Origin of the sequence: Luteimonas sp. TWI662 (assembly GCF_039673825.1) — a bacterium.
Lineage (GTDB): Bacteria > Pseudomonadota > Gammaproteobacteria > Xanthomonadales > Xanthomonadaceae > Luteimonas.
The window spans coordinates 203410-227249 of the sequence record NZ_JBDJMI010000001.1; the positions used below are offsets into that span (position 1 = coordinate 203410).

21 protein-coding genes are annotated in these 23840 nt (G+C 66.7%); 7 read left to right on the forward strand and 14 right to left on the reverse strand.

From position 1 onward, the window contains the following. Window positions 1-21 precede the first annotated feature (21 nt). The 6 genes from ABE488_RS01000 to ABE488_RS01025 are packed head-to-tail and all read right to left on the reverse strand — an operon-like array spanning window position 22 to window position 6616. Window positions 22-450 (reverse strand): type IV pilin protein, encoded by a 429-nt coding sequence (locus tag ABE488_RS01000; RefSeq protein ID WP_346443137.1) that lies wholly within the window; start codon window positions 448-450, stop codon window positions 22-24. A gap of 2 nt (window positions 451-452) precedes the next feature. After that, window positions 453-4151 carry a PilC/PilY family type IV pilus protein gene (locus ABE488_RS01005; RefSeq protein ID WP_346446740.1) on the reverse strand — a complete coding sequence of 1233 codons (3699 nt, stop codon included), beginning with the start codon at window positions 4149-4151 and terminating at the stop codon, window positions 453-455. 17 nt (window positions 4152-4168) lie between these two features. Beyond that, window positions 4169-4714 (reverse strand): PilX N-terminal domain-containing pilus assembly protein, encoded by a 546-nt coding sequence (locus tag ABE488_RS01010; protein WP_346446741.1) that lies wholly within the window; start codon window positions 4712-4714, stop codon window positions 4169-4171. A gap of 17 nt (window positions 4715-4731) precedes the next feature. Beyond that, window positions 4732-5586 (reverse strand): prepilin-type N-terminal cleavage/methylation domain-containing protein, encoded by an 855-nt coding sequence (locus tag ABE488_RS01015; RefSeq protein ID WP_346446743.1) that lies wholly within the window; start codon window positions 5584-5586, stop codon window positions 4732-4734. Continuing rightward, window positions 5583-6086, reverse strand: coding sequence for a type IV pilus modification protein PilV (gene pilV, locus ABE488_RS01020; protein ID WP_346446745.1), 504 nt, complete (start codon window positions 6084-6086; stop codon window positions 5583-5585). The genes ABE488_RS01015 and pilV overlap by 4 nt, the downstream gene beginning before the upstream one ends. Beyond that, entirely contained in the window at window positions 6077-6616 is a 540-nt protein-coding gene (locus tag ABE488_RS01025; protein WP_346446747.1) for a GspH/FimT family pseudopilin, read from the reverse strand. The genes pilV and ABE488_RS01025 overlap by 10 nt, the downstream gene beginning before the upstream one ends. 136 nt (window positions 6617-6752) lie before the next feature. Here ABE488_RS01025 and ABE488_RS01030 point away from each other — a divergent pair, with 136 nt between their 5' ends. Then, the gene (locus ABE488_RS01030) at window positions 6753-7772 is read left to right on the forward strand and encodes a histidine kinase (protein ID WP_346446749.1); all 1020 of its coding nucleotides are present in this window, start codon (window positions 6753-6755) and stop codon (window positions 7770-7772) included. A gap of 24 nt (window positions 7773-7796) precedes the next feature. Here the strand turns inward: ABE488_RS01030 and ppnN are convergent, their stop codons facing one another. The 5 genes from ppnN to grxD form a co-directional block, all read right to left on the reverse strand. Then, window positions 7797-9185 carry a nucleotide 5'-monophosphate nucleosidase PpnN gene (ppnN, locus tag ABE488_RS01035; protein ID WP_346446751.1) on the reverse strand — a complete coding sequence of 463 codons (1389 nt, stop codon included), beginning with the start codon at window positions 9183-9185 and terminating at the stop codon, window positions 7797-7799. A gap of 115 nt (window positions 9186-9300) precedes the next feature. Further along, on the reverse strand, window positions 9301-12561 hold the full coding sequence (locus tag ABE488_RS01040) for a TonB-dependent receptor (RefSeq protein ID WP_346443150.1): 3261 nt from the start codon (window positions 12559-12561) through the stop codon (window positions 9301-9303). A gap of 259 nt (window positions 12562-12820) precedes the next feature. Further along, window positions 12821-13420, reverse strand: a complete 600-nt coding sequence (locus ABE488_RS01045; protein WP_183426170.1) for a YhgN family NAAT transporter — start codon at window positions 13418-13420, stop codon at window positions 12821-12823. Further along, window positions 13417-14175, reverse strand: a complete 759-nt coding sequence (locus tag ABE488_RS01050) for an SDR family NAD(P)-dependent oxidoreductase (RefSeq protein ID WP_346446752.1) — start codon at window positions 14173-14175, stop codon at window positions 13417-13419. The genes ABE488_RS01045 and ABE488_RS01050 overlap by 4 nt, the downstream gene beginning before the upstream one ends. Beyond that, window positions 14172-14492, reverse strand: a complete 321-nt coding sequence (gene grxD, locus ABE488_RS01055; RefSeq protein ID WP_241945631.1) for a Grx4 family monothiol glutaredoxin — start codon at window positions 14490-14492, stop codon at window positions 14172-14174. Before grxD ends, ABE488_RS01050 begins: the two co-directional genes overlap by 4 nt. A 116-nt stretch (window positions 14493-14608) precedes the next feature. On the opposite strand from grxD, the gene ABE488_RS01060 reads away from it, so the two are divergent. Next, entirely contained in the window at window positions 14609-15199 is a 591-nt protein-coding gene (locus ABE488_RS01060; protein WP_346446754.1) for a Fe-Mn family superoxide dismutase, read from the forward strand. A gap of 76 nt (window positions 15200-15275) precedes the next feature. Beyond that, window positions 15276-16217 (forward strand): DMT family transporter, encoded by a 942-nt coding sequence (locus ABE488_RS01065; RefSeq protein WP_346443157.1) that lies wholly within the window; start codon window positions 15276-15278, stop codon window positions 16215-16217. Here the strand turns inward: ABE488_RS01065 and ABE488_RS01070 are convergent. After that, complete coding sequence (locus tag ABE488_RS01070; protein ID WP_346446756.1) at window positions 16207-17298, reverse strand: sensor domain-containing diguanylate cyclase; 1092 nt, start codon at window positions 17296-17298, stop codon at window positions 16207-16209. The two genes, ABE488_RS01065 and ABE488_RS01070, sit on opposite strands and share 11 nt — an antisense overlap. A 195-nt stretch (window positions 17299-17493) precedes the next feature. Between ABE488_RS01070 and ABE488_RS01075 the strand changes: the two genes are divergently transcribed. Continuing rightward, entirely contained in the window at window positions 17494-17715 is a 222-nt protein-coding gene (locus ABE488_RS01075; protein WP_346443160.1) for an RNA-binding S4 domain-containing protein, read from the forward strand. A gap of 55 nt (window positions 17716-17770) precedes the next feature. On the opposite strand, the gene ABE488_RS01080 is transcribed toward ABE488_RS01075, so the two are convergent. Beyond that, window positions 17771-18283, reverse strand: coding sequence for a DUF4019 domain-containing protein (locus ABE488_RS01080; protein ID WP_346446757.1), 513 nt, complete (start codon window positions 18281-18283; stop codon window positions 17771-17773). Window positions 18284-18567: 284 nt separating this feature from the next. On the opposite strand from ABE488_RS01080, the gene ABE488_RS01085 reads away from it, so the two are divergent. Continuing rightward, complete coding sequence (locus ABE488_RS01085) at window positions 18568-20247, forward strand: DUF2207 domain-containing protein (RefSeq protein ID WP_346446759.1); 1680 nt, start codon at window positions 18568-18570, stop codon at window positions 20245-20247. A gap of 60 nt (window positions 20248-20307) precedes the next feature. Here the strand turns inward: ABE488_RS01085 and soxR are convergent, their stop codons facing one another. Then, on the reverse strand, window positions 20308-20763 hold the full coding sequence (soxR, locus tag ABE488_RS01090; protein ID WP_346446761.1) for a redox-sensitive transcriptional activator SoxR: 456 nt from the start codon (window positions 20761-20763) through the stop codon (window positions 20308-20310). A 77-nt stretch (window positions 20764-20840) separates the two neighbouring features. Here soxR and ABE488_RS01095 point away from each other — a divergent pair, with 77 nt between their 5' ends. Together ABE488_RS01095 and ABE488_RS01100 are read left to right on the forward strand one after the other, a co-directional pair. Further along, window positions 20841-21869, forward strand: a complete 1029-nt coding sequence (locus ABE488_RS01095; protein ID WP_346446763.1) for an NADP-dependent oxidoreductase — start codon at window positions 20841-20843, stop codon at window positions 21867-21869. Between the two features lie 129 nt (window positions 21870-21998). Next, on the forward strand, window positions 21999-23837 hold the full coding sequence (locus ABE488_RS01100) for an ABC transporter ATP-binding protein (protein WP_346443169.1): 1839 nt from the start codon (window positions 21999-22001) through the stop codon (window positions 23835-23837). Window positions 23838-23840: the final 3 nt, after the last annotated feature.

Consider the following 23840-nt stretch of genomic DNA (forward strand, 5'->3'; position numbering starts at 1 on the left):
CGCTGGCGTCGTGCAGCGCCCTCACCAACAACCGGACGTCGTGGGCGTACGCTCGCCCTTGTGGTCGATGGTCAACGTGCCACACGTCTTGTCCTGATTTTCCTGCCCCCCTTTGGGCGCCGCGCTGAGCTTGTAGGTTCTGGCACCAGCGGAGCCCGTCACCTGGCTCACGGTGTAGTACGTCGCCGCCTCGTTGTCGCAGGGAAAGCTGGACGGAGAGCCCGTGTACGTTAGGTTGGTCGTGTAAAAACGCTCCATCTGCTGCACTGCCTGCATCAGACATGCAGTGCCCGCCGCGCGGCGGGTCTTGACGATGTGCTGCAGGTAGCTCGGATAGGCGATCGCAGCCAGGATGCCGATGATCGCGACCACGATCATCAGCTCGATCAGCGAGAAACCGGTTTGCGCGCGACGGTGGGCGTGCCAGCGGACGAAGAACGCGTGCGTCATCGTTAGTCTCCTCGGATCTCGCGCCACGATACGCGATCCCAGCGGGGACGGACTGTCCCCAAGGGCGAAAGCGTTCCCGAGGACCCGCCTACCACCAACTGCCCGCGTTGAAGATTCGGAAGCGTTGGCATTCCTGTCCTCACGTTCACCGAGCCGACCGGAAGACGCTTGGATCCGACAATCGAATCATCAATCGAGCCATCCCCGTCCAGATCGAAGTAGGAGCCCGCCGCACTTGTCCCAGTGAATGCGCTCAACGCGTTGATGAAGCCCGACCCGTCAGCCTCGCAGGCATTTCCGGTCGGCATCATGCTTGCGGTCACGAGCATGCTCGATACGAGTTGCACGTCTTGGACGATGCGCTCACCATCACCGGGCAGATCAAGAAACCAGCCTTTCTTCGTGGAGGGCAATGGCGCCGACTTTTCGAAAGCTCGAACGGAATAACCATCAAGGGATGCTCCCGACAGTTCAACCTTTCGGGGCTGCAGATCTGCACGTGCGATTTTTTCTCCACTATCAATGAAGGCGTACATACTCTGTGTTGTCGCTCGCGTCGGGTCCGCATCTTCCAAAACGAGATAGCGACCCGTTCCAACGAAGATCCAGCGCGCCCGTGTTGTAGGATGCGTGGCGACGGCAACAGCAGCCGTAATCGGTTGAGCCTTTCCTTCACTGTCTACGGCGGAGAAGAGTAGCGTAGCCTTCCATTCTGCAGAATTACTGGAAGTTAGGTCGAACTTCCAAACGTTGCCCAGCATGTCGCCCGCATAGACATAATCCAGCGTCGCACCATCTCCGGAGTAGACCCCAGTTGGCGCCGAGAGACCATTGGGCAGATCCGCAGTTCCTACGCGAGTATCGATTTCGCTTATAACTTCACCCGAATCGATATCCATTACGACCAATGCCGCCCGATTCTCGCGGCTGTTCACGCCATTCCCGACGATGACGGCTGCTCGTCCGCCTCTGACTTTCGCCATGACGGGCCGACCAAGGATCTGCCCCATATGCCCCCCGTCGGTGGCGTTTCGTTCCCACCCTCCACTCGGCCCCGCCGCGGGGGTTCTTCCGAACTCAGCAGGAGATGTCACATCCAAGGCATAGAGCCCACGCCCGCCACGCCCCAACGTTCCGACGAGCATGGTCTTGCCCGGCGTCAAGCTGCGAGGACTTGCAATCAAAGGCCCATCCACGAAGAATCGGTGCGCGTAATCAGGGCGACTAAGCGTGCCGAGATTCGAGAAGTCGATGATTTTTGGCACGTACGCAAATACTTCACGGCCAGTCGTCACATCAAAGGCATGGAGCATCCCGTCGTTGGCGCCGACGTACAGCGTATCAGTATCAGCGACATAGACGGGCGAAGAATTCACTATATCCCCCAGCACATCCACCCGCTTCCTCATCCCTCCTTTTGAGGGCTCTAGGCTCTCTAGGGAGCGATCACCCTTGATGTAGTTGGCATTCTTCAGACCATCAATTTCGTAGTTAGCAACGCCACCATCGCGCCGAAGCGACGCAATCTGATTATCTGTCGGAAAAGAAACCAAGAGGCCCGAATCACTCCGCGTAAAGATACGGCGCGAGTCCCAGGCAGGCAAAGATGAGGTCCAGAGCAGCTTGCCAGATATCCCATCACGGCTCACTGCCCGAGCGGACACGGCCCCGGTCCAGATACCTGATTTATAGCTCGCATCAAAAACCCGAGACCCGGTCTCAAGGGATACGGAACTCACCGCCACATTTGAGAAAGAAGCCTGACGCTCGCCGATCTCTCGAAGCGCACTGTCAAGCCCTCTGGCGAATTCAGCGGGATTGGATGCAGCCACAAAGGCCCCGCGACTATTAACTGCTGCATGCAGCAAATCATCAATATTATTCGGACTATCGCTTGCAGGCTCAGGCCAATTTGCATCCTGCGGCACGTCGTCGACACTTGCCCAGCCGCGGGTCCCCGTAAGACCGATGGAGATACCGAAGGTCACCATGTGCTGCCAAAAGGCAGGATTACGACTCGAAAACGGCACATTGTTAGTCATATCAGGCCGCAGGTCGTTCTTCCAATACTGCATGGCGACATCGGCCAACGTGTCAGCATAGCCATCCTTGTAAGGCCCGACAGGCGAGTACTGATAGCGCTGATTGTTTGGACCCTCAATTACCGACCCTTCCTTACCATCCACGTCCCCGACGTCGGCACCGCCTGAATTCCAGTAGCCATCCGTGGTCAAAATCGCAAAATTCTGACGGCATGTATATTGATCCTGCTTAGATTGAGGACCATAGGGGCCCTTACTACCAGTGCTGCTGAAATACTCGCCAGCACTATTTAGAGCCGTTCGCAATGGCGTTCCACCGCTGCCATTAGCAGCGTAGAGACGCTTATACCAAGTCGAGCGACTGGTCGTCCTACCTGCCGCCCCACCAACATTAGGCTGATTGTCTACAAACAAGCCATCATTACCGTCATTGACAGGAATATCAAAGTTATCTCGATCCCAGATAGACCGAAAGCCCACCCTGATCTTCCCATCCTGCAATGCAAAGGCTTCACCCGCCCCCGCCTTCGCTGCTTTCATGCGGGTTCGATGATAAGAATACCAAGCGGCAAAGTTTGCGCGCTCCTGCTCAACCGTACGACCTGTCGGACGTCTTTCTACGCAATTAATCCACCCGCGCGTTGAAGTCCCACTACAACCGCTGTTACCAGTCAACTCAACGGCGACTTGTACGCTCCGATAGCGCGCCTGCCGAGGAAAAAAAAATAAATAGTAGTCGGTCGGAGCATTTAGACCCAAGTACCAAGTCCCGGGCTGCGGGTTGCTTATCTCACAGACATGGGCGTTACCAGACCCTGTGCGCGCGCAGTTGTTCTGCCCCGTGCTTGGCTGCGAACCACGCCTCACATAAAGATCAGCTCCACTACCCGACCCGTCATTTCCGCCATCATTCCAGCCGAACGTCCCACCACTTGAAACGACTCTAATTGAGGATGCACCTGGGGGAACGACGAAGGATTCAACGTTCTCCATACCTCCATTTCCGCTTAAACCATTCCATCGAGCAATCTCGGCTCGAGTTTCGACAGGACGCCCCCATTCGCTACGGATGACCTTACCCCCAAGCGCATCACTTTGCAGCTCGTAGCGGTAGTAGCTCGAGATCAGGGATAGATCCTCTCCTGGCTCTCCTTTGGGAACATAGAAATAGTGTGAATTACTGCCAAGATTTACAGAGCCGCTGGCCTGTTGCGCATCCGAGTATGCAGCCTTGTAGGCCAGCCCCTCTCCCATCCTGCTGCCATCAGCTTGAACCCAAGCCTTGTAGTCGATGGAAGGATTGTAGTAGATCGTATTAGTAATATAATTTTGATCGTAAGCTGCAGCAGTCAAATTGCTACTGGACGTATATTTATTATCAGTACCAGCATTGTTCCCTGTCGGGCCGCTCTCAAAGCCTTCGCCACTGATCTGCCTGATCGATTGACTATACATATATCGCCACGCCATCGATCCCGAGTCATCCAAAATGAACAGCACATTTGGCGGGACGCGGCTCCCGGTGATCAACGGATCAGGAGGAATTTCAATCGCCGCGTTCAAAGGAAACGCCAGCATCGTGGTCAAGAATGCTGCGACACCAGCCGCAAGCCTCTCTTTTACAAGACTGGCAGCACGCCAGCGGCGAACCTTGACCATTTCAGTCTCTCTCATGCTCAAGCCCCCGGCTCAGGCAATCTGCTCATTACATTAGATTGCAGGACGACCTCCGCACGACCAGCGGCCTGACTACGAACGGTCACCCGGTAGATCGGACTTTGGCAATCGAGCGTCACGGTCGTAGACTCGCAATTACCGATCCGAGCCGGCCCGGTACCTATGTACTCGATCCAGTACTCAGGCGCTTTTGCTAATCCAGCCTTCTGGAAGTTGTAGGAGGCGACCGGCACCGGGATCCACGCCCCTTTTGCATCGGTCGGGCACACGCCGTCAGCGGTGCATGCATCACCAGGTGCGGGCACATCCACATCCCAATCGCCGGCGGCTAGCACCTCCTCCTGCGCGTAGCGCAGGGCCGCCTCGGCCGCCTCGAACGCGAGCCCGCGGTCGCGGGTATTCGCGCTCATGCGCTCCTGCAGCGTGGCGCTGCGCAGGATCGCGATGCCCAACAGCGCGGTGATGACCAACAGCACCATCACCACGATCAGAGAAATGCCACGCTCGGAAGCGCGGCCGGACGCAAGGCGGACACCTGGCGGCATCCATCGTCCTGAAACTGTCATAGGGCTCTCCCGCGCACGCTGATCACGCTCGATGCGCGCCGTACCAGCGGACTGCCATCCACGGCCGCGCCCTCGAGCACGAGTTCCACCCGAACTGCGACTACATTCGCGAAATTCGGGTTTGTCTTGTATGGACCGGTGTTGCTATCGAGATACGAGAAGTTGACCGATTGCACGCCCTCAATCACTTCCTCGGCGGCGGCAGCGCCACGCTTGACGAACAGAGACGACTTGCCGTTGGCATTGTTGGCGACAGACCAAGTCGCGTCACGAAACCGGGCCAGCGCCACCGTCGCGAGCGACGCATAGGGGTCGGCCGCGGGATCATATCCGGACGGCAGCGCGGCAAAGCTGATGGTTTGGTCGCCGACGGCGGTCGCGGTGACTAAGAAGGTCTTGCGCGCGTTGCACAGCAGCAGCACATCACCCACGCTGAACACATTGGAGGCTTTCGAAAGCTGGCCGGGCGCCAAGGTCAGGCCCGTGGCCGACGCGGACGCAATCTTGTACGCAGCATCCTCACCCGATGCGACCCGCAACGTGCTGGCACTGCCCGTGATCGGCGTGTCGCGGAACAACAGCGCGTTGCTGTTGGAGCTGGTGATTTCCGATGCGCTCGAACAGGCCGCCCCCCCGGCGGCACGGATATCGCGTGCGATCAGGTCCAGCGCGATCCGCGCATTCTCCTGGATCCGGTTCAGATCCTCGTTGGCGGTGTAGCTGCGCTGGTTGGACAGGAAGATGGCGAACGCGGCACCGACGACCAGCAAGCCCAGCACCATGGCGATCATCAGCTCGACCAGCGCCATACCCGCGGCGCGGTTGCGCGCCTGGAAACCGGCGCCGGTCATAGCCGTGTCACCGTTTTGACCTGACGCTGTGCATTGCCACCGGCGCGCGTGTCGTCCCACTGCACGATGACCGAGCAGGCGCCTGGGCAACCGTCGATACTGGCGCAGGTGGTTGTATCCAGCGCCGCGGCCGCTGCGCCGCCGACGGCACTGCCCGCACCGGCACCGACCGTGGTCTTGAGGGCGATCATCCAATGGTGAAGGTCGTACCCGGCCAATGTGCCGGTTTCGGGCGGGACCTTGCACGTCATCGCCATGTTGTAGCTACTGGCTTGCGCGACATTCGCGCGCATCGCCTCGATGATGGAATTGGTCTGCACCACCGCCATGCTGCTCTCCAGCGAGCTCTGGCCCGCCCGCATCGCGACCGCCTGCAGCGCCGCGGTACCGAGCAAGCCGATGCCCAGCACGACAACGGCGACCAGCACCTCGATCAGGCTCACACCGCGCTGGCCGCGTGGCGGCGTCAGGATGCGTCGTGGGTATCCGGTCAGGCGCATTGTCCCCTCCCATCCTTGCTGCTGCTGCGGGCGCTTCCGCTGATGTTGATAGTGATCACGCGCTGGTTGCTCGAGGGATTCGTGGTCGGCATGCACACAGTCAGCGACGATGCCGCCGCCAGCAGCCCCGAGGGGCGGAACACGACGCCATTGGCCGGGCCGCTGATCTGGAGGCTCTCCGGCGCGACCAGCGTGCGCAGCACCTCGGGCTTCGCGCCGCTTTCGTCGATGACGAGCCAGCCGGACCACGCCGCGGCCTTGGTGCAGGTCGCCCCGTCGGCAGTGCCGCACAGCTTGACCCGGACATTGCGGCGGACAGCCTCCGAGCGCGCGAACTGCACGGCGGCCACCAGCTCGCTCGATGCGCTCGACAGCCGGTTGGCATTGATCAGGCCGGTCATCGACGGCACGGCGACGGCCGACAGGATCGCGAGCACCGCGACCGTCACCATCAGTTCGACCAGCGAGAACCCGCCCGCTCCGATGCGCCCCTGCGGGCGGCGTCCACCACTGCGCATAGCATCCCCCATCCGATCGGCCGCACACTAAAGGGCGTCAGGTCTGGATGCCAGCGGCGGCCGACGGATGGTCACTGCTGCGCCCCGAACGGTCGCGTCGGCGCCGTTTGCGGCACGATGGCGGTCCCGCCCCTCCCCCTCAGACGCCATGCCTGCGCCCCGGCTCCACCCACTGCTCGCCCTGTTCACCGCGCCCGTGCTGATCGCCGTGGTGCTGTCGAGCCAGGCGCTGGCGGCGATGCTCAGCCTCGCCCGGCCGCTGGATGCCGACTGGCCGATCCGGTTCGGGCTCACGTCGTTGGCGGTGTTGTGGATTGTGCTGGTGCTGCTCGGCACGGTACGGCTCGCACGCCAGCTGTTGCTGCGTCTGCCGCCCCAGGCCTGGTCCTGGGCGATGCTCGCGCTGCTGGTGGCGGTCGCCTCGACTGTCGCCTGGGCGGGCTGGCAGCTCGCCGGCGGACCGATGGCGTCCGAGTCGCCTCTGCGGTTTCTGGCGCGGGTTGTGGCACTGGCGGCGATCGCGGGGCTGCTGGCGCTGCTGATCTACCAGAACTATTGGCGGGCGCTGCAGTCGTCGGCCCGCGCCGATGCCGCCGAGCTCGAACTGCTGCGCGCACGTCTGCATCCGCATTTCCTGTTCAACACCCTCAACACCGGCGCCGCGCTGGTCCACGACCGCCCGGAGGAAGCCGAGCGCCTGCTGCTCGATCTGGCCGACCTGTTCCGCGCGGCCTTCAGCGGCCCGGGTGTGATCCCGCTCTCGGAAGAACTGGCGCTCGTGCGGCGCTATCTGGAGATCGAGTCGCTGCGCTTCGGCAACCGGCTGGAGGTGCGCTGGACGCTGCCCGAGGCGATGGACATGGTTGCGGCCACCCCCGTCCCGGTGCTGGCAATCCAGCCGCTGGTGGAGAACGCGATCAAGCACGGCGTCGAGCCGCGCCTGGAAGGCGGCACGGTCGAGATCACGGTGTCGATACAGCCGGGCCGGGTCACGATCCGGATCGGCAATCCGCTCGCAGCGCAGACACAGGCCGCATCGAGCGGCCACGGGATCGGGCTGGACGCAGTGCGCGCGCGGCTCACCGCGCTCACACCCGGAGCCTCGCTGGTGACCCGCCCCGAGGCCGACGGCTTCAGTGCGACGGTCACGCTGCCGACCGGCACCTGAGGCGCCGGTCGGCAGCCGCCGGGATCAGGCGATGACTTCGTAGCAGGGGCGGTACTCGCCGGAGATCTTCATGCGCCGCTGCTCGACGAACGCGCGCAGCAGCGCGTCGAGCGACTGCATGATGTCGCGGTCGCCGTGGATCTGGAAGGGGCCGTACTCTTCGACCCGGCGCAGGCCGTCTTCCTTGACGTTGCCGGCGACGATCCCTGAGAACGCGCGGCGCAGGTCCGCCGCCAGCTCATGCGGGCACCGGCCGTGGTGCAGGTCGAGCGCGGCCATCGCCTCGTGGGTCGGCACGAACGGACGCTGCAGGTCCAGCGGAATCGTCAGCGACCAGTTGAAGTAGAACGAGTCCTTGTGCGCGACCCGGTACTCCTTGACCTTGCGGATGCCGGCCGACATGCGCTTGGCGACCTTCTCGGGGTCGGCGACGATGATCTCGTAGCGCGACGCGGCCTCTTCGCCCAGCGTCAGGCGGATGAACTGATCGATCTGCTCGAAGTACGGCGCCGACGCCGTCGGCCCGGTCAGGATGAACGGGAACGGGATATCGCGGTTCTCTTCCTGCAGCAGCAGGCCCAGCAGGTAGAGGATCTCTTCGGCGGTGCCCACGCCGCCGGGGAACACGATGATGCCGTGGCCCAGGCGCACGAACGACTCGAGGCGCTTCTCGATGTCGGGCATGATCACCAGCTGGTTGACGATCGGATTGGGCGACTCGGCGGCGATGATGCCCGGCTCGGTGATGCCGATGTAGCGCGCCGGGTACTGGCGCTGTTTGGCGTGGGCGACGTTGGCGCCCTTCATCGGCCCTTTCATCGCGCCCGGGCCGCAGCCGGTGCAGATGTCCATGCCGCGCAGGCCGAGCTGGTAGCCAACCAGCTTGGTGTAGTCGTACTCGGCGCGGCTGATCGAGTGGCCGCCCCAGCACACCACCATGTTCGGGTCGCCGGGCTGCAGCAGGCGCGCATTGCGCAGCAGGCCGAACACCGCGTTGGTGATGCCCGATGACGACTCGAGATCGGCCGCGTACTCGGGCCCGAGCTCGATTGCGGTGTAGGCTAGGTCGCGGACCACCGCAAACAGCAGCTCGGCCACGCCGAGGATGATCTGGCCGTCGACGAAGGCCATCCCGGGCGCGTTGATCAGCTCGATCCGGATGCCGCGGTCCTGCTGCAGCACCTGGATGTCGAAATCGGGGTACAGCTCCTGCGCCGCGCGCGGGTCGTCGGAGGCGCTGCCGCTGGTCAGCACCGCCAGGGCGCAGCGCCGCAGCAGGTCGTGCATGCCGCCGCTGGAGGCGTCCTTCAGGCGCGCGACCTCGTCGCGCGACAGCACATCCAGCCCACCGCGCGGGTACACGTAGGCATTCACCACCGGCAGCGCCGTCGCCGCCACATTCGTCTCGCTCATCTGCTTCTTCTTCGGCTTTTTTTCAGGGGTGCGGCACTGTAGCGCAGCCGCCCGGACAAACGGAAACGGCCGGGTTTCCCCGGCCGTTTCCCGACGCTTCAGCAAAGGCGTCCGATCAGAATTTGTAGCGGAAGCCCAACTGCAGCGACCACTGCGATACGCCGGTGTTGCCGATGCTGTTGGAGTTATTGGCGATGGTCGCCGATTCGACGCGACTGGGATTGAAATTGCTGTAGACGTACTTGCCGTCGTAGATCCCGGCGGCGGTCAGCACACGACGGTTGGCGAAGAAGCCGTAGTCGTAGATATGACCCCAATCGGAATTGATCAGGTTGCCAACGTTCATGATGTCCAGCCAGATCTCCGACTTGTGGCCATCGAAGAAGCCGGGCAGCTCCTGGCTCACGCGGATGTCGAAGCTGTTCACCCAGCTGGCGCGACCGCCGTTCTTGTCGACGTGACCGCCGCGGTAGCGCTGCAGGTCCTGGTTCTGATCGAGCCACTCGAAGAACCGGCTTTCCATCGCCGGATCCGGCGTGAACACGCCCGACGGGCTCAGGCTGCCGAACAGCACGTCGCCCGGTGCGTTGGGGACATAGAACAGGTCGTTGCCGCTGCGACCGTCGCCATTGGCGTCGTTGGTGAAGACGTAGCTGAAGGGACGACCGGTACGACCCTCGTAGAACACGCCCACCGAGGTCTTGTAGTCGCCAAAGAAGTTGTGACGCCAGTTCAGCGACGCCGAGAAGCGGTCACGGATCTCGTAGCGCGAGGTCGAGGCCACGTCTTCGTTGGCATTGAAGATGTAGTTGTAGTTCCAGGTCGAGCCGGCGGTCGAGCTGGTCATGTCGCTGACCGAATTGGAGTTGGTGAACGTGTAGCCCACGTTCCACGACCAGTGGCCGTCGGGCGACCAGGGCTTTTCCAGCGAGAGGGTGAACTGCTGGCTCTCGCCCTTGTCGGTATTGTCCAGGAAGAACACCTGACCGAAATCGGTGTTGCGACGATAGCGGTTCGCCGACGAGGTCCAGCTGCGTCCGATGCGTGCCGGGTTGTAGTACATGTCGCGCCCGTCGGGCCCCTTGAAGACCGACTCGCCGATATTGATGCTGCGGTAGAACAGCGCGCTCTTGACCTGGGTGGCCAGCAGTTCGGCCGACGCCACCAGCCCGTACCACGGCAGTTCGTGGTCGATGGCCAGGTTCGCCTTCCACACCGAGGGCTGCTCGAAATCGGGGCCGACGAAGTTGACGTTCATCTCGCCACCCGCCCCCGCACCCGTGGGACGCGTCTGGTCGAGGCCGTTGGGCTCGAACGGCAGCGTGCGCCAGTCGACCGCGTCGCCGAGCTCGAGATCGTAGCGGACGTAGTTCAGGCCGGTGTTGCTGTAGGCGTTGCCGAACCACACCTGCGGCGAGGTGCCGCGGAACAGGCCGAGGCCGCCGCGCAACTGCGTGGGACGCTCGCTGTCGAAGGTGTAGTTGAAGCCGAAGCGGGGCTGCACCAGCCACTCGTCCTTGCCCAGCGCGTAGCTGTTGTCGTAGCCGAAGGCATCGAACGCGGCCTGGTTGAAGCTGGGACGACCGCCGACGCTGGGCTTGTCGGCGCGCAGGCCGAAGGTCAGGGTCAGGTTATTGTTGACGAACCAGGTGTCCTGCACGAACAGGCCCAGCTCCTTGTACTTGAACGACGCGGCGATCGAGTTGATCCCCGCGCCCGGCTGCGGCGCATGCAACTGGTAGCTGCTCCAGCGACCGCTGGCGAAGTTGCCTTCGGCGAGCAGGCCGCTCTCGTAGAATGCGTAGGTGCCGTAGGCGTTCTGGACGAACATGTTGTAGACGTCGTTGGTGCTGTAGTCGACGCCGAACTTCACTTCGTGATCGGCGAACGAGAACACGCCGGCGCCGTAGCCGGTCCAGGTCTCGGTCGTGAGCAGGTTCAGCGGGGTGCTGATGTCCTGGCCCATCTGGATGAAGCGCCCGGTCGGGTTGGCGTCGTCACCCTCGAAGTAGATCTTGATGTTGGCCAGCGTGTTCGGGCTCACGCGCTGGGACGCGTAATCGCGGTAGGAGACCTTGAACTCGGTCGAGAAGCTCTCGCTCCAGTCGCTGAACATCTGCGCGACGTAGTTCTTGATCGACTTTTCCTGCTGGTAGTGCGTCGAGCTCAGATTGATGATCGTGCCGCTCGTCGACGGCGTCCGCAGCTGGCTCTGGTCGACCTCGCTGTAGCGGAAGCTGGCGCGATGGTTGTCGGTGATGTTCCAGTCGATCTTGACCGCACGCTCTTCCATCGTCGTGCTGCCGTCGGTGTCGCCCAGGCCGCCGGCGTCGAAGCCGTGCACGTCGCGGGCGATGCGGACCGCCTCGTCGACCTGCGCCTGCGAAATCGCGCCGGTGCCCACGGCGCTGTCGGCCAGGCTCGAACCGGGCGCCTTCCACTCCTGCTTCTCGTAGTTGGCGAAGAAAAACAGGCGATCCTTCAGGATCGGGCCGCCGAACGTCACACCGTAGGTCTGCTCCTTCTCGAAGCCGTCGAACTTGAAGCCTTCGGGATCCTTGCCGAACCAGTCACCGTCACGGTAAGCGCCGTAGACCGAGCCGCTGAACTCGTTGGTGCCCGACTTGGTGACCGCATCGATTACCGCACCGGTGGCGCCACTGATGGTGACATCGTAGTTGGAGATATCGACGTTGATCGCTTCGAGCGCATCCATGGCGACGGGCTGGCGGCGCGTCGGCAGGTTGTTGTCCTCCAGGCCGAAGGTGTCGCTGACCGACACGCCATCGACGCGGATCGCGTTGTAGCGCGGGTTCTGGCCGCCCACCGAGATCTGGCCATCGGCCTTGTTGACCTGCGCGACGCGCGGGTCGAGGCGGATGTAGTCCTGGATGTTGCCGCCGACCGACGGCAGCGCCTCGATGACGTCGCGATTGACGTTGGTGCCGGTGCCCATCTTGGTGGCGCTGAAGACTTCCGAGCCGCCGCCGATTGCCGTGGCGACGACCGTGCCGAGCGTCGTCACGTCGTTGTCGAGCGAGGCGTTGACCGTGCTGATCTGGCTCAGCGACAGGTACACGTTCTCTTCGGTCTTGGTGCCCTCGCCCGCCTTGGTGATCGTGATCGTGTACGGACCGCCGACGCGCAGGCCGCGCGCGTTGTAGCGGCCGCTGGCATCGGTGGTGGCGCGGCTGACCGTGCCCGACTCGGTGTGGACGATGGTCACTTCGGCGCCCGTGACGGGCTGGCCGCCGGCGCCCGTGACCTGTCCGCCGACGCCGGCGGAGGTGCTCTGCGCGAACGCAGGGGCGGCGGCAAGTGCGACGATCAGGCCAAGCGACAGTTTCGAAAGTCGGGCGCGATTCGGGTGTTTCATGGGTGGTTAGCCTCGATGCGTGGATAGCGGCGCGCACCTTGCGGCGCGGCGACGGTCAGGTCGGTAAGCGAGTGGGGTCCCCTGCCACGGCGCGCGCTACCGCGCGAGTGGTTAAGAACAGGTTAACACGGTAGTCGGGTTCGGTGACAGTGCCATGACACCGGACGCGCCGCGCAACCAGCTGAATCCGTTGGCTTTTCTCCGGGCACTGTGCGACGCACCGGACCGCCCGTCGCGATCCGGTCACATCGCCGATGCCTCAGACTGCCGGCGCGTCGCGCAGGAAGCCGACGATGCCGTCGAGCAGCATCTGCACCGAGATCGCCACCAGCAGCATGCCCATCAGCCGCTCCAGGGCGGTCAGCGCGCGGGCGCCGAGCAGCTTGTAGAGGTAGGTGGCCGAGAACAGGATCGCGGCGGTCGCGCCCCAGGCGATCAACAGCGCCAGGCTCCATTCGCCCAGCCGGTCGGGCTCATTGCTGCCCATCAGCATCACCGCGGCCATGCCCGAGGGGCCGGCGACCAGCGGGATCGCCATCGGCACGATGAAGGGTTCGCCATCGGGGATCTCGCCCATCAGCCCGCCGGTGGGCGGGAAGATCATGCGGATGCCGATCAGGAACAGCACGATACCGCCGGCGATCGCGACCGACTCCTGGCGCAGGTGCATGATCTCCAGCGCGTACTTGCCGCCCCACAGGAACAGCATCAGCACCAGCAGCGCGATCAGCAGTTCGCGCGCGAGCACCACGCGCTGGCGCTGCGGCGTGAGCCGCCGCAGCATGCTCAAAAACACCGGGATGTTGCCCAGCGGATCGAGAATCAGGAACAACAACAGCGCGGCCGAAGCGACGGTCATGCCGCGACTCCGTCGGGCGACCAGACCTGACCGCGATGGGTGGCGCCGACCGCCGACAACAAGGTGACGCAATGTGGCGCAACCCGCGCCGGATCCTGCGCCAGCCGGTCGTCTTCCTCGACGTGCGCGCGGCTGCGCAGGCCGGTGCGCATCGGCGGCGGAGACAGGCCGCTGACACGCACTGCAGAATTGGCGAGCTCGGCATGGAGCATGCGCACCAGCGTCTCCAGTCCGGCCTGGGCGACGCCGTAGCCGCCCCAGTAGGCGCCGCCCGTGCGGGCCGGCGGGTCGATCGCGAACACCACCGCGCTGTCGGCCGCCCGGCGCAGCAACGGCAGGCAGGCCTGGGTCAGCCACCAGCGCGCGGTCAGGTTGACGTGCAGCGCGCGCGCGAACGCCGCCGGATCGGTATGCTCGAGCGGGGTCAGGCCCGAGAACTGGGCCGCCACGTGCAGCACGCCGTCCAGGCGACCGGTGTCGGCCTCGATGCGCTCGGCCATCTGCGCATAGTCGTCGGGCCCCGCGCCCTCGAGATCGAGCGGATACAGCGCCGGCGGCTGACCATGCGCCTGCAGCCGGTCGTGCACCCGGTTCAGCCGCGGCACCTTGCGCCCGAGCAGCACCAGCGAAGCCCCGGCCTGGGCGCATGCCGTCGCCGCGGCCTCGCCCAGGCCGCCGTGGGCGCCGACGATCAGGATCGTGCGCCCGGCGAGCCCGGCCGGGCGCACCGAAATATCCAGCACCGGCGCGGTCACGGCTTCAGCACCTCGGCCAGGATGCGGGCCAGTTCGCCCGATTCGTGCAGTTCCAGGGTGATGTCACAGCCGCCGATCAGCTCGCCGTGGACGAACAGTTGCGGGAATGTCGGCCAGTTCGAGAACCGGGGCAGGTTGGCGCGGATCTCCGGCTCCTCGAGCACGTTGATGGTGCGGAAATCGCGCGCCCCGGCCGCGGCCAGGGCCTCGGCCGTGCGCGCAGAATGGCCGCACATCGGGAACTGCGGGGTCCCTTTCATGAACAGCACGACGGCATGGCCGTCGATTTCGGCCTGGATGCGTTCGAGGATCGACACGAGGCGACTCCGAAAGGGGCGCGTCGCCAGCGGTGGCAGCGACGGTCGGGGTTAGAATCCGCTCATTCTATCGCGTCGCACCCGACGCCATCGCCCCACGGAGATTTCCGCGCCCCATGCCTGTCGAACTCGCCGCACTGCCCTACGATCGCACCGCGCTCGAACCGCACCTGTCCGGCGAGACGCTGGACCAGCATCATGGCCGGCATCAACTCGCGCACATCGAGCGCGTCAACGCACTGGTGGCGGGCACCGATCTGGCCGAGGCCTCCTTGGAGGCGATCGTGCGCAAGGCGCATGGCGAGCTGTTCGACCATGCCGCCCAGGCGTGGAACAACGCCTTCTACTGGCATTCGCTCAAGCCCGCAGCAGCCGGCGGCGGCGGCGCGCCCAAGGGCAAGCTGGCCGAGGCGATCGCCCGCGACTTCGGCGATGTCGCCACGCTGCGCAGTCGCTTCGACACCCTGGCCCAGCGCCACTTCGGTGCCGGCTGGGCGTGGCTGCTCCAGCGCCGCGACGGCCGGCTGGGGCTGGCGGTCACCGCCAATGCGGCGACGCCGCTCACCGGCGACGACACGCCGCTGCTGGCCGCCTCGCTGTGGGAACACGCCTGGTATCTCGATTACCGCGACAACCGCCAGCGCTATCTCGACGCGTTCTGGCAGCTCGTCAGCTGGGACAGTGTCGCGGCGCGATTGCGCGGCTAGCCACACCACCCCGCCGCCAACGCCTTCCGCTCGCGGACAACTCGCGGATAATGCGCCTCCTTGCCGAGACGCCCCGATGACACCCACCGCCAGAGCCCAGTGGCAGATCCACCTGTGTGTGTTGCTGTGGGGCTTCACCGCGATCCTCGGCAAGCTGATCAGCCTGCCCGCACTGCCGCTGGTGTGGTGGCGGATGCTGCTGGTTGCCGGCACCTTGCTGTTGCTGCCCCGGGTCTGGCGCGGGCTGCGCGCGCTGCCCGGCCGCCTGCTGCTGGCTTATTCGGGCGTCGGCGCGCTGGTCGCGCTGCATTGGCTGACCTTCTACGGCGCGGTCAAGCTGGCGAACGCGTCGGTCGCGGCCACCTGCATGGCATTGGCGACGGTGTTCGTGGCACTGATCGAACCGCTGGTGGCGCGCAGCCGCTTTTCCTGGCGCGAGCTGGCTCTGGGCCTGGCGGTGCTGCCCGGCGTGGCGCTCGTCGTGGGCGGCGTGCCGGACGGCATGCGGATGGGCATCGCGGTCGGCGCCCTGTCGGCACTGTTCGTGGCGTGCTTTGGCGCGATGAACAAGCGCCTGGTCGAACGCGCCGACCCGCTCACGGTCACCGCACTCGAACTGGGCGCCGGCACGTTGACGCTGACCGTCCTCGCGCCGCTGATGCCGCTGCTGTTTCCGGCGTTCGCCGGCAGCCTGCTGACCCTGCCCGGCGCCCGCGACGGGGCCTGGCTGCTGCTGCTGGCCTTCGCCTGCACCCTGCTGCCGTTCGCGCTGTCGCTGGTCGCACTGCGCCACATGAGCGCGTTTGCCGCGCAACTGGCGGTCAATCTCGAGCCGGTCTATGCGATCGCGCTGGCGATCGTGCTGCTGGGCGAACAACGCGAGCTCGCGCCGGGCTTCTACGCCGGGGTCGCGATCATTCTGGCGGCCGTGCTGGTGTATCCGGTCCTCGCGCGCCCGCGGCGGATCGTGCATGCCGAGAACATCGGCACCGGCGAGGCGAAATCGATCACCCGCTGAGTGCGCCTGCGCCGGCCGGGCGTGCGCAGACCCGGTTGCGGCCGCTGCGCTTGGCCTGATACAGCGCAGCATCGGCGCGCGACAACAGCGCGGCGGCATCGTCGGCGGCCGCGAGATCGGCCACACCGATGCTGACCGTCAGGGCGAACGGAGACCGCATCGCCGCGACCGAGGCGCGCATCGCGTCGCAGACTTCGACCGCCTGGCTCAGGCTGCATCCGGGCAGCAGGCGGACGAACTCCTCGCCGCCGAGCCGTGCGATGCGACCGCGCGCCGCCTCGGTTTCGCGCAGCAGCGCGCCGAGCAGTTGCAGCACGCGATCGCCCTCCGCATGGCCGTGCGCATCGTTGATCGCCTTGAAATGGTCGATGTCCACAACTGCGATCGACAGTGGCGCGCGCTGCGCACGCGCCTGCCCGATCGCCTGTTCGAGCGTGCAGGAGAAGCCGCGCCGATTGGCCAGCCCGGTCAGCGGGTCGGTGGTCGATTGCTCGGCCAGGTCTGCATTCTGCAGTTCCAGCGCCTGCTGGTACTGCAGCAATTGCTGCTCGTACCAGGCCCGCTCCTGGAGTTGCAGATGCAGCGCACCGCTGACGCGGTGCAGTTCCATCAACCGCGACGCCTGGCGCGAGAGCGCCTCGAGCGCTTCGCGCTGGGTGTCGTCGAGCTGCCGCGGATGGGAATCGACGATGCACAGCGCCCCCAGCGCATGTCCGTCGGCCGAACGCAACGGCGCGCCGGCATAGAAGCGCACGCCCGGGGCGCCGGTGACCATCGGCAGGTGGCGAAACCGCACATCCCGTGTCGCGTCCTCCACCACCAGGGTCTGGTCGGGCGTCAGGATCGTCTGCGCGCAGAAAGACTCGTCACGCGGGGTCTCGACCGCGTCGAAGCCGGTGACCGCCTTGACCCACTGCCGATCCCGGTCGACCAGGGTGATCGCAGCGATCGGCGCGTCACAGATCGCCGCGGCGACCCGCACCAGGTCGTCGTAGGCCGCCTCGCGCGGCGTATCGAGAATGCGATAGGCATCGAGCGCCGCCTGGCGCTCGGCCTCGTTCACCGGCCGGTCGGGGCGCATTATCGTGCAGTTGGCCTGGCGCAGTGGACGCGAGCAACGGACATCAGGGACTCCAGCGTTGCGGTGCCAGCACCCTAGCGCAGGCCGCGCACGCCGATGTCGACGGCTGACGACGATGTGACCGCCCGCACGGAACCCGGCACTCGCAGGAGGACGCACCGACCGAGATAATGGCCGCCCGCCCGGAGGATCAAGATGCCCGCACCCGTCGAATTCCAGCTCGAAGGCGAGCACGTCGAACTCAACCAGTTGCTCAAGCTCGAGGGGCTGTGCGAGAGCGGCGGCGCGGGCAAGGCCCTGGTCGCCAGCGGCGCGGTGCGCGTGGACGGCGCGGTCGAGCTGCGCAAGACCTGCAAGATCCGCGCAGGCCAGACGGTGCGGGTAGGCGAACACACGATCCGCGTGATCGCGGCCTGATCGCACGCGATCGACCACGCAGCACCCGCGCCGTCGCCGGCGCGGGTCTCCGCGCTCAGCGCACGCTGTAGCCCGATACGCGCCAGGTACGGTCGTCGTCGAAGCGGAACGACACCAGTTCGCGGATCGGCTGGGCGTGGTTGGCGAACTTGGTCGGCGAGGCGACGTTGAGATAGATCCCTTCGGGCACGGACTCGCCGGCGCCGAACCGCGACCGGCTCACCACCGGACGGTCGCGCGAAGCCGGTGCACCCAACCGGCTGCGGTCGGCGGCGACCTGGCGCACGAAGTCCTCGCGCGTCACCAGACCCTTCATCGTCGCCGACGCGCCGTCCCAGACTTCGCCGGCGCGGTTGGCATCGATCATCTGCATGATCTGCAGCGCGGCGGCGCTGATCTCGGCATCCTGCCGCGCGATCTGCGCCTGCTGCTCGGCGGTGAGGGCCGGCTGCTGCGCGGGCTGTTGCGCCGCTGCCGGCGGCGCCGCCGGGGCGGGCTGCTGGGCGTGGGCGGCAGACACGGCCGCGGCGAGCATGGCGATCGACAGGGACAGGCGCAGCTTGTTCATGGGCATGACGCTCCAGGCGGCAGACGGGTCGAAGGTCTCGAGTGTACGCCTCGGGCTGGGGCCGGCAAGCGGGCGGGGCGACGCGTGGCGCGGGTATGCTCGGGGTTTTGAGCCCTCTGCCCGCCATGCCCCGCAGCGCCCGCCGACCGTGCCCCGACCACGACGCGATGCCGCCCGCTCGCCAGCATCGCGACGCTGCCTGCGCGAGCGACCGGGCGACAGGGCCTGCGCCGTCCGCCAGCCGCCCGCGCAGACGCTGGTGGGGCCGGGCGCTGCGGTGGCAGTTGCTGGCATGGCTGCTCGCGGTGCCCACGGCCTGGGCGCAGGAACGCATCCTGGCCGACGACATCGAGGTCCGGGTCCTGCCCGACGGCCGCCTCGACGTCACCGAACGCATCGCGATCCGCGCTGAGGGGCGGATCTTCCGCCACGGCATCGTGCGCGACATTCCGGTCCGTTACCACGACCCGGCAGGGGCCCGTATCGTCGTCGACCTGGACGTGTACGAGGTGCTGCGCGATGGCCGACCGGCGCCCTGGACCGCAGAGCGCAGCGGCAACCGCATGCGCGTGCGCGTGGGCGATGCCCGCCGTCTGCCGACCCCATCCACGCCGGTCTACACCTTGCGTTACCGGACCGCACGCCAGCTCGGGTTCTTCGACGATCACGACGCGGTGTATCTGCCGGCGCTCGCCCCCGCACGGGATGTGGCGATCGAGCGCGGCAGCATCACCATCGTGTTGCCGGACGCGGTGCCGCTGGAGACGCTGGACGCCGATGGCGCCACCGGCACTGCGGACGCGCCGGGCCGGGACTTCCACGTGGCGCTGTCGGCCGCCGGGACCGCGCGCTGGACGCTGGCGCGGCCGCTGCCGCCGGAGGCGGGCTGGACGGTCTCGCTGGCCTTCCCCAAGGGCCTGATCGCGCCGCCCAGCCGGCAGCAGCGCCTGGCCTGGTGGCTGCACGACCACCGCGGACCGCTGATCGCACTGGCCGGGCTGGCGACCCTGCTCGTCCTGTTCGTGCTGCAGCGCCGCCACCGCCGCAGCCCTGCGGCGGAGGCCACCACGCTCCGTGATGTGCCTCCGCCAGGTGTCTCACCGGGCGGGCTGCGCTACCTGCTGCGCATGCGCTACGACGCGCGCTGCCTGTCTTCGGATCTGCTTGCGGCTGCGGTCGACGAGCATGTGCACCTGCTGCGCGAGCGCGCGAGCGCGGGCATGCATTGGCGCGTCCGGCGCAGCCGCACCGGCGCACACCGTCTGCCTACCCTGGAACAGCGCGCGCTGCTGACCGCACTGCTGGCCGGCCCGCAGGACGCGATCGTGCTCGAGCCGGCACAGGCTGATGCCATCGGCGCGACCTGGCGGGCGCATGAACTCGCCCTGCGCCGCCGCTTCCAGCCTGCGTTGTTCAGCGCCCGCGGCGGCCATCTGCTCGCCGCGCTCGCGATTGCGCTGGTCACAGGCGCGGCCGCACTGTGGCTGTCCGCCGATGCCGGCACCTGGGTACCGACGCTTGCGATCGTCGCGGCGATGGGACTGGTCCTGATCGCCTTCGCGGTGCGGGCGCGTGCGCCCACCGCCGAAGGCCGTCGCCTGCTCGCGCACGCCCAGGGCCTGCGCCGCTATCTGACCGGCGCCGGCGGCCCCGGGGCATCCGACGCCCAGGCTGCGCCGCCGCTGCACGATGTCCACCACTACGCGTTCCTGCTGCCCTACGCCGTCGCACTCGACGTCGAAGCGGCTTGGACCCGCAGGTTCGCCGCGGCGGCCGGGCCTGCGGCCGCGAGCGCATCGGTCGCCGGTCTGCCCTGGTACCGGGGCGTGGCCGTCACCGATCTGGATCGCTTCTGCCGCTCCGTCGGCCAAGGCCTGGCCCGTCGCATCGCCGCCGCACGCACGCCGAGCGCGCGACGAGCCAAGCGCCGTCGCCATGGTGCCAAAGGCGACGCGCCGCGCTGATCGCAGCGGCGACCCACGGGCCTGGTGGCCGACGCATCACAGCAGGCGCCAGGCACCGGATCACCGTTCCAGATACGGCGCCCCGGGACCGCGCGCGCCGGCGACATCGTCCGGGTTGCGCAGCGGACAAGTCCGCAGCGACAGGCATCCGCAGCCGATGCAGCCGTCGAGTTGGTCGCGCAGTCGCGTGAGCTGTGCGATGCGGGCATCGAGGTCGGCCCGCCAGTGACGCGACAGGCGCGTCCAGTCGACCTGGGTCGGCGTCCGCCCGTCGGGGAGGGTCGCCAGCGCCTCGCCGATCGCCGCCAGCGGGATCCCGGCCCGCTGCGCGACCCGGATGACCGCCACCCGCCGCAGCGCGTCGCGCCGATAACGGCGCTGGTTGCCTGCATTGCGCGTACTGGACAGCAGCCCCTGGCGTTCGTAGAAGTGCAGGGCCGAGACCGCCACGCCGCTGCGTGCAGCCAGTTCGCCGACCGACAACGTCTCGTGGGTTCCCAATCCGTCCCGACTCATCAGCCGCCCCTTGACCTCAACATTTGTTGAGGTTTTACCCTGCCCGGCATCCCCCCCGCAATCCGACAGGAGCCCGAATGACTCTCCAGCCCCGCTCTTCGCCCTCGATCCAGGCGCCGGCCTGCGCGTGGTCGCATGCCGAAGCCGGGCCGGAGACGATGCAGGCGATCGCCTGCGCACCGGGCACACGCGGCGCATGGATCCCGGTGGAAACGCCGATTCCGTTGCCGGGCCCTGAGCAGGTGCTGATCCGCGTGCTGTCAGCGGGCTTCGGCCACTGGGACGTCCTCGAGCGCGACGGGCGCTTGCCCGGCACCCTCGTGCACGCGTCCGCCCCCTGGATCGGCGGCGCGGAGGGCGCCGGCACGGTGGTCGAGGTCGGCGCCCACGTGCAACGGCTGCGCGAGGGCGATCGCGTCTGCGGCCTGGCGCTGCCTTGCGCCCCGCGCTACGGCTTCCATGCCCAGTTCGCGCTCGTCGATGCCGACCGCGCTTGGCGCATCCCCGCCCGCCTGCCGCTGCACCACGCCGCCGCGCTGCCGGTCGATGGCGGCCTGGCGATGCACGCCGTGGCCCACGTGCTGGGCCTGGGCGCAGGCGACACGCTGCTGCTGTTGGGCGCGAGCGGCGGCATCGGGCACATGGCGCTGCAGTTCGCCCGCCAGCGCGGCGCGCGGGTGCTGGCCGTGGTGTCGGGCGCCGATGGCATCGCGCTGGCCGAGCGGCTCGGCGCGGACATGGCGATCGACGGGCGCCGTCAGGATCTCGCCGCGGCCCTGCGGATCTTCGCGCCTGAGGGCCCGACAGCTTCGTTGCTGACCGCGAGCGATGCCGGCATCGCCCGGATCGCAGTCGATGCGCTGCGGCCCGGCGGCCGCATCGCCTGGCCGCACGGCGTGACGCCGCCACCGGCGCGCGCAGACATCGCCGCGACCGGCTTCGGTGCGCATGCCGGCGCGACCTCGATGCAGGCGGCCTGCCGCGCGATCGAACGCGGACCGTTCCACCTGCACGTCGGGGCCCGCCTGCCGCTGTCGCGGATCGCCGATGCCGAGCGCTTGCTCACCGCGCATCACCTGGGGCGTGTGGTGCTCGACATTCCCTAGAGGGCGCGCCGTCGACGCTGCACGGCCCGGCTGACGACGGCGCCGCGACAGCCGCAGGCGCATCGCGGACAATGCCCGCTCTCCCCCGACGAAGACCGGCGCGCACGCGCGCGCCGCACTGGACCGCCCATGCTCCGCTGGTTCGAAAACCGCATCGCCCCCTTCCCGTCCGCCCCGCCCGAACAGCCGCCGCGGACGCTGTTCGCGTTCTGCATGCACTACGTGCGCGGCAGCGGCCGCTGGCTGCTGCTGATGGCGCTGTTCACCGCGGCCATCGCCATCGCCGAGGTCGTGCTCTATGCCTATGTCGGCTCGCTGGTCGATCGCCTGGCGGCGCACACGCCCGCCTCGTTCCTCGATGCCGAGGGCGGGCGACTTGCGGCGATGGCGGTGCTGGTTCTCATCGGCCTGCCGGTGATGACCTTGTTCAGCTCGTTGATCATCCACCAGACGCTGCTGGGCAACTTCCCGATGCGGATCCGCTGGAACGTGCATCGCTACCTGCTGCGGCAGTCGATGACCTACTTCCAGGAAGAGTTCGCCGGCCGCATCGCCACCAAGCTGATGCAGACCTCGCTGGCGGTGCGCGAGACAGTCATCAAACTGCTGGATGTCGGCAACTACGTGCTGGTCTACCTGACCGGCGCGCTGGTGGTCGCGGCCTCGGCCGACTGGCGGATGATGCTGCCGTTCCTGGGTTGGGTGCTCTGCTACGCGGCGCTGATGCGCGTTTTCGTGCCGCGGCTGAGCAAGATCTCCGAGAAGCAGGCCGACGCCCGCGCGGTGATGACCGGACGCATCGTCGACAGCTACACCAACATCGCCACGGTCAAGCTGTTCTCGCATTCCTCGCGCGAGCAGTCCTACGCCTACGAGGCGATGGACGGCTTTCTCGACACCGTGCATCGGCAGATGCGCCTGGTGACGATCATCAACGTCTGCAATTACGTGCTCAACATGCTGCTGGTCGCTTCGGTCGGCGGGCTCGGCCTGTGGCTGTGGCATGGCGGGGCGATCAGCACCGGCGCGATCGCGGTGGCGATCGCGCTGGCGCTGCGGATGCTGGGCATGTCGCAATGGATCATGTGGGAACTCTCGGCGCTGTTCGAGAACATCGGCACGGTGCGCGACGGCATCAACTCGATCTCGCTGGCGCCGACCGTGGACGATGCGCCCGCCGCGCAGGTGCTGCCGCCGGTGCGCGGCGACATCCGCTTCGAAAGCGTCGATTTCCACTACGGCCAGGCCGAGCGCAGCGTCATCGAGGGCCTGGACCTGCACGTGCGCCCCGGCGAGAAGATCGGCCTGGTCGGACGGTCGGGCGCGGGCAAGTCGACTCTGGTCAATCTGCTGCTGCGCTTCTACGACCGCGAGGCCGGCACGATCCGCATCGACGGTGTCGACATCGCCACCGTCACCCAGGACTCGCTGCGTGCGCAGATCGGCATGGTGACCCAGGACACTTCGTTGCTGCACCGCTCGGTGCGCGAGAACATCCTCTACGGCCGTCCGGATGCCAGCGAGGCGGAGATGATCGAGGCCGCACGGCGCGCCGAGGCGCACGAATTCATCCTCGGCCTCAGCGATGCCAAGGGGCGCACCGGCTACGACGCCCAGGTCGGCGAGCGCGGCGTCAAGCTCTCGGGCGGCCAGCGCCAGCGCATCGCGATCGCGCGCGTGCTGCTGAAGAACGCCCCGATCCTGGTGCTCGACGAGGCCACCTCGGCGCTCGACTCCGAAGCCGAAGCCGCGATCCAGGAGAACCTCTACCGGCTGATGGAAGGCAAGACGGTGATCGCGATCGCCCACCGGCTCTCGACGATCGCGGCGATGGACCGGCTGATCGTCATGGAGCGCGGCCGGATCGTCGAGCAAGGCACGCACGAGGCGCTGATCGCGGCCGACGGCATCTACGCGCAGTTGTGGCGGCGGCAGTCGGGCGGTTTCCTGCAGGACGACGCGCCCTGAGTT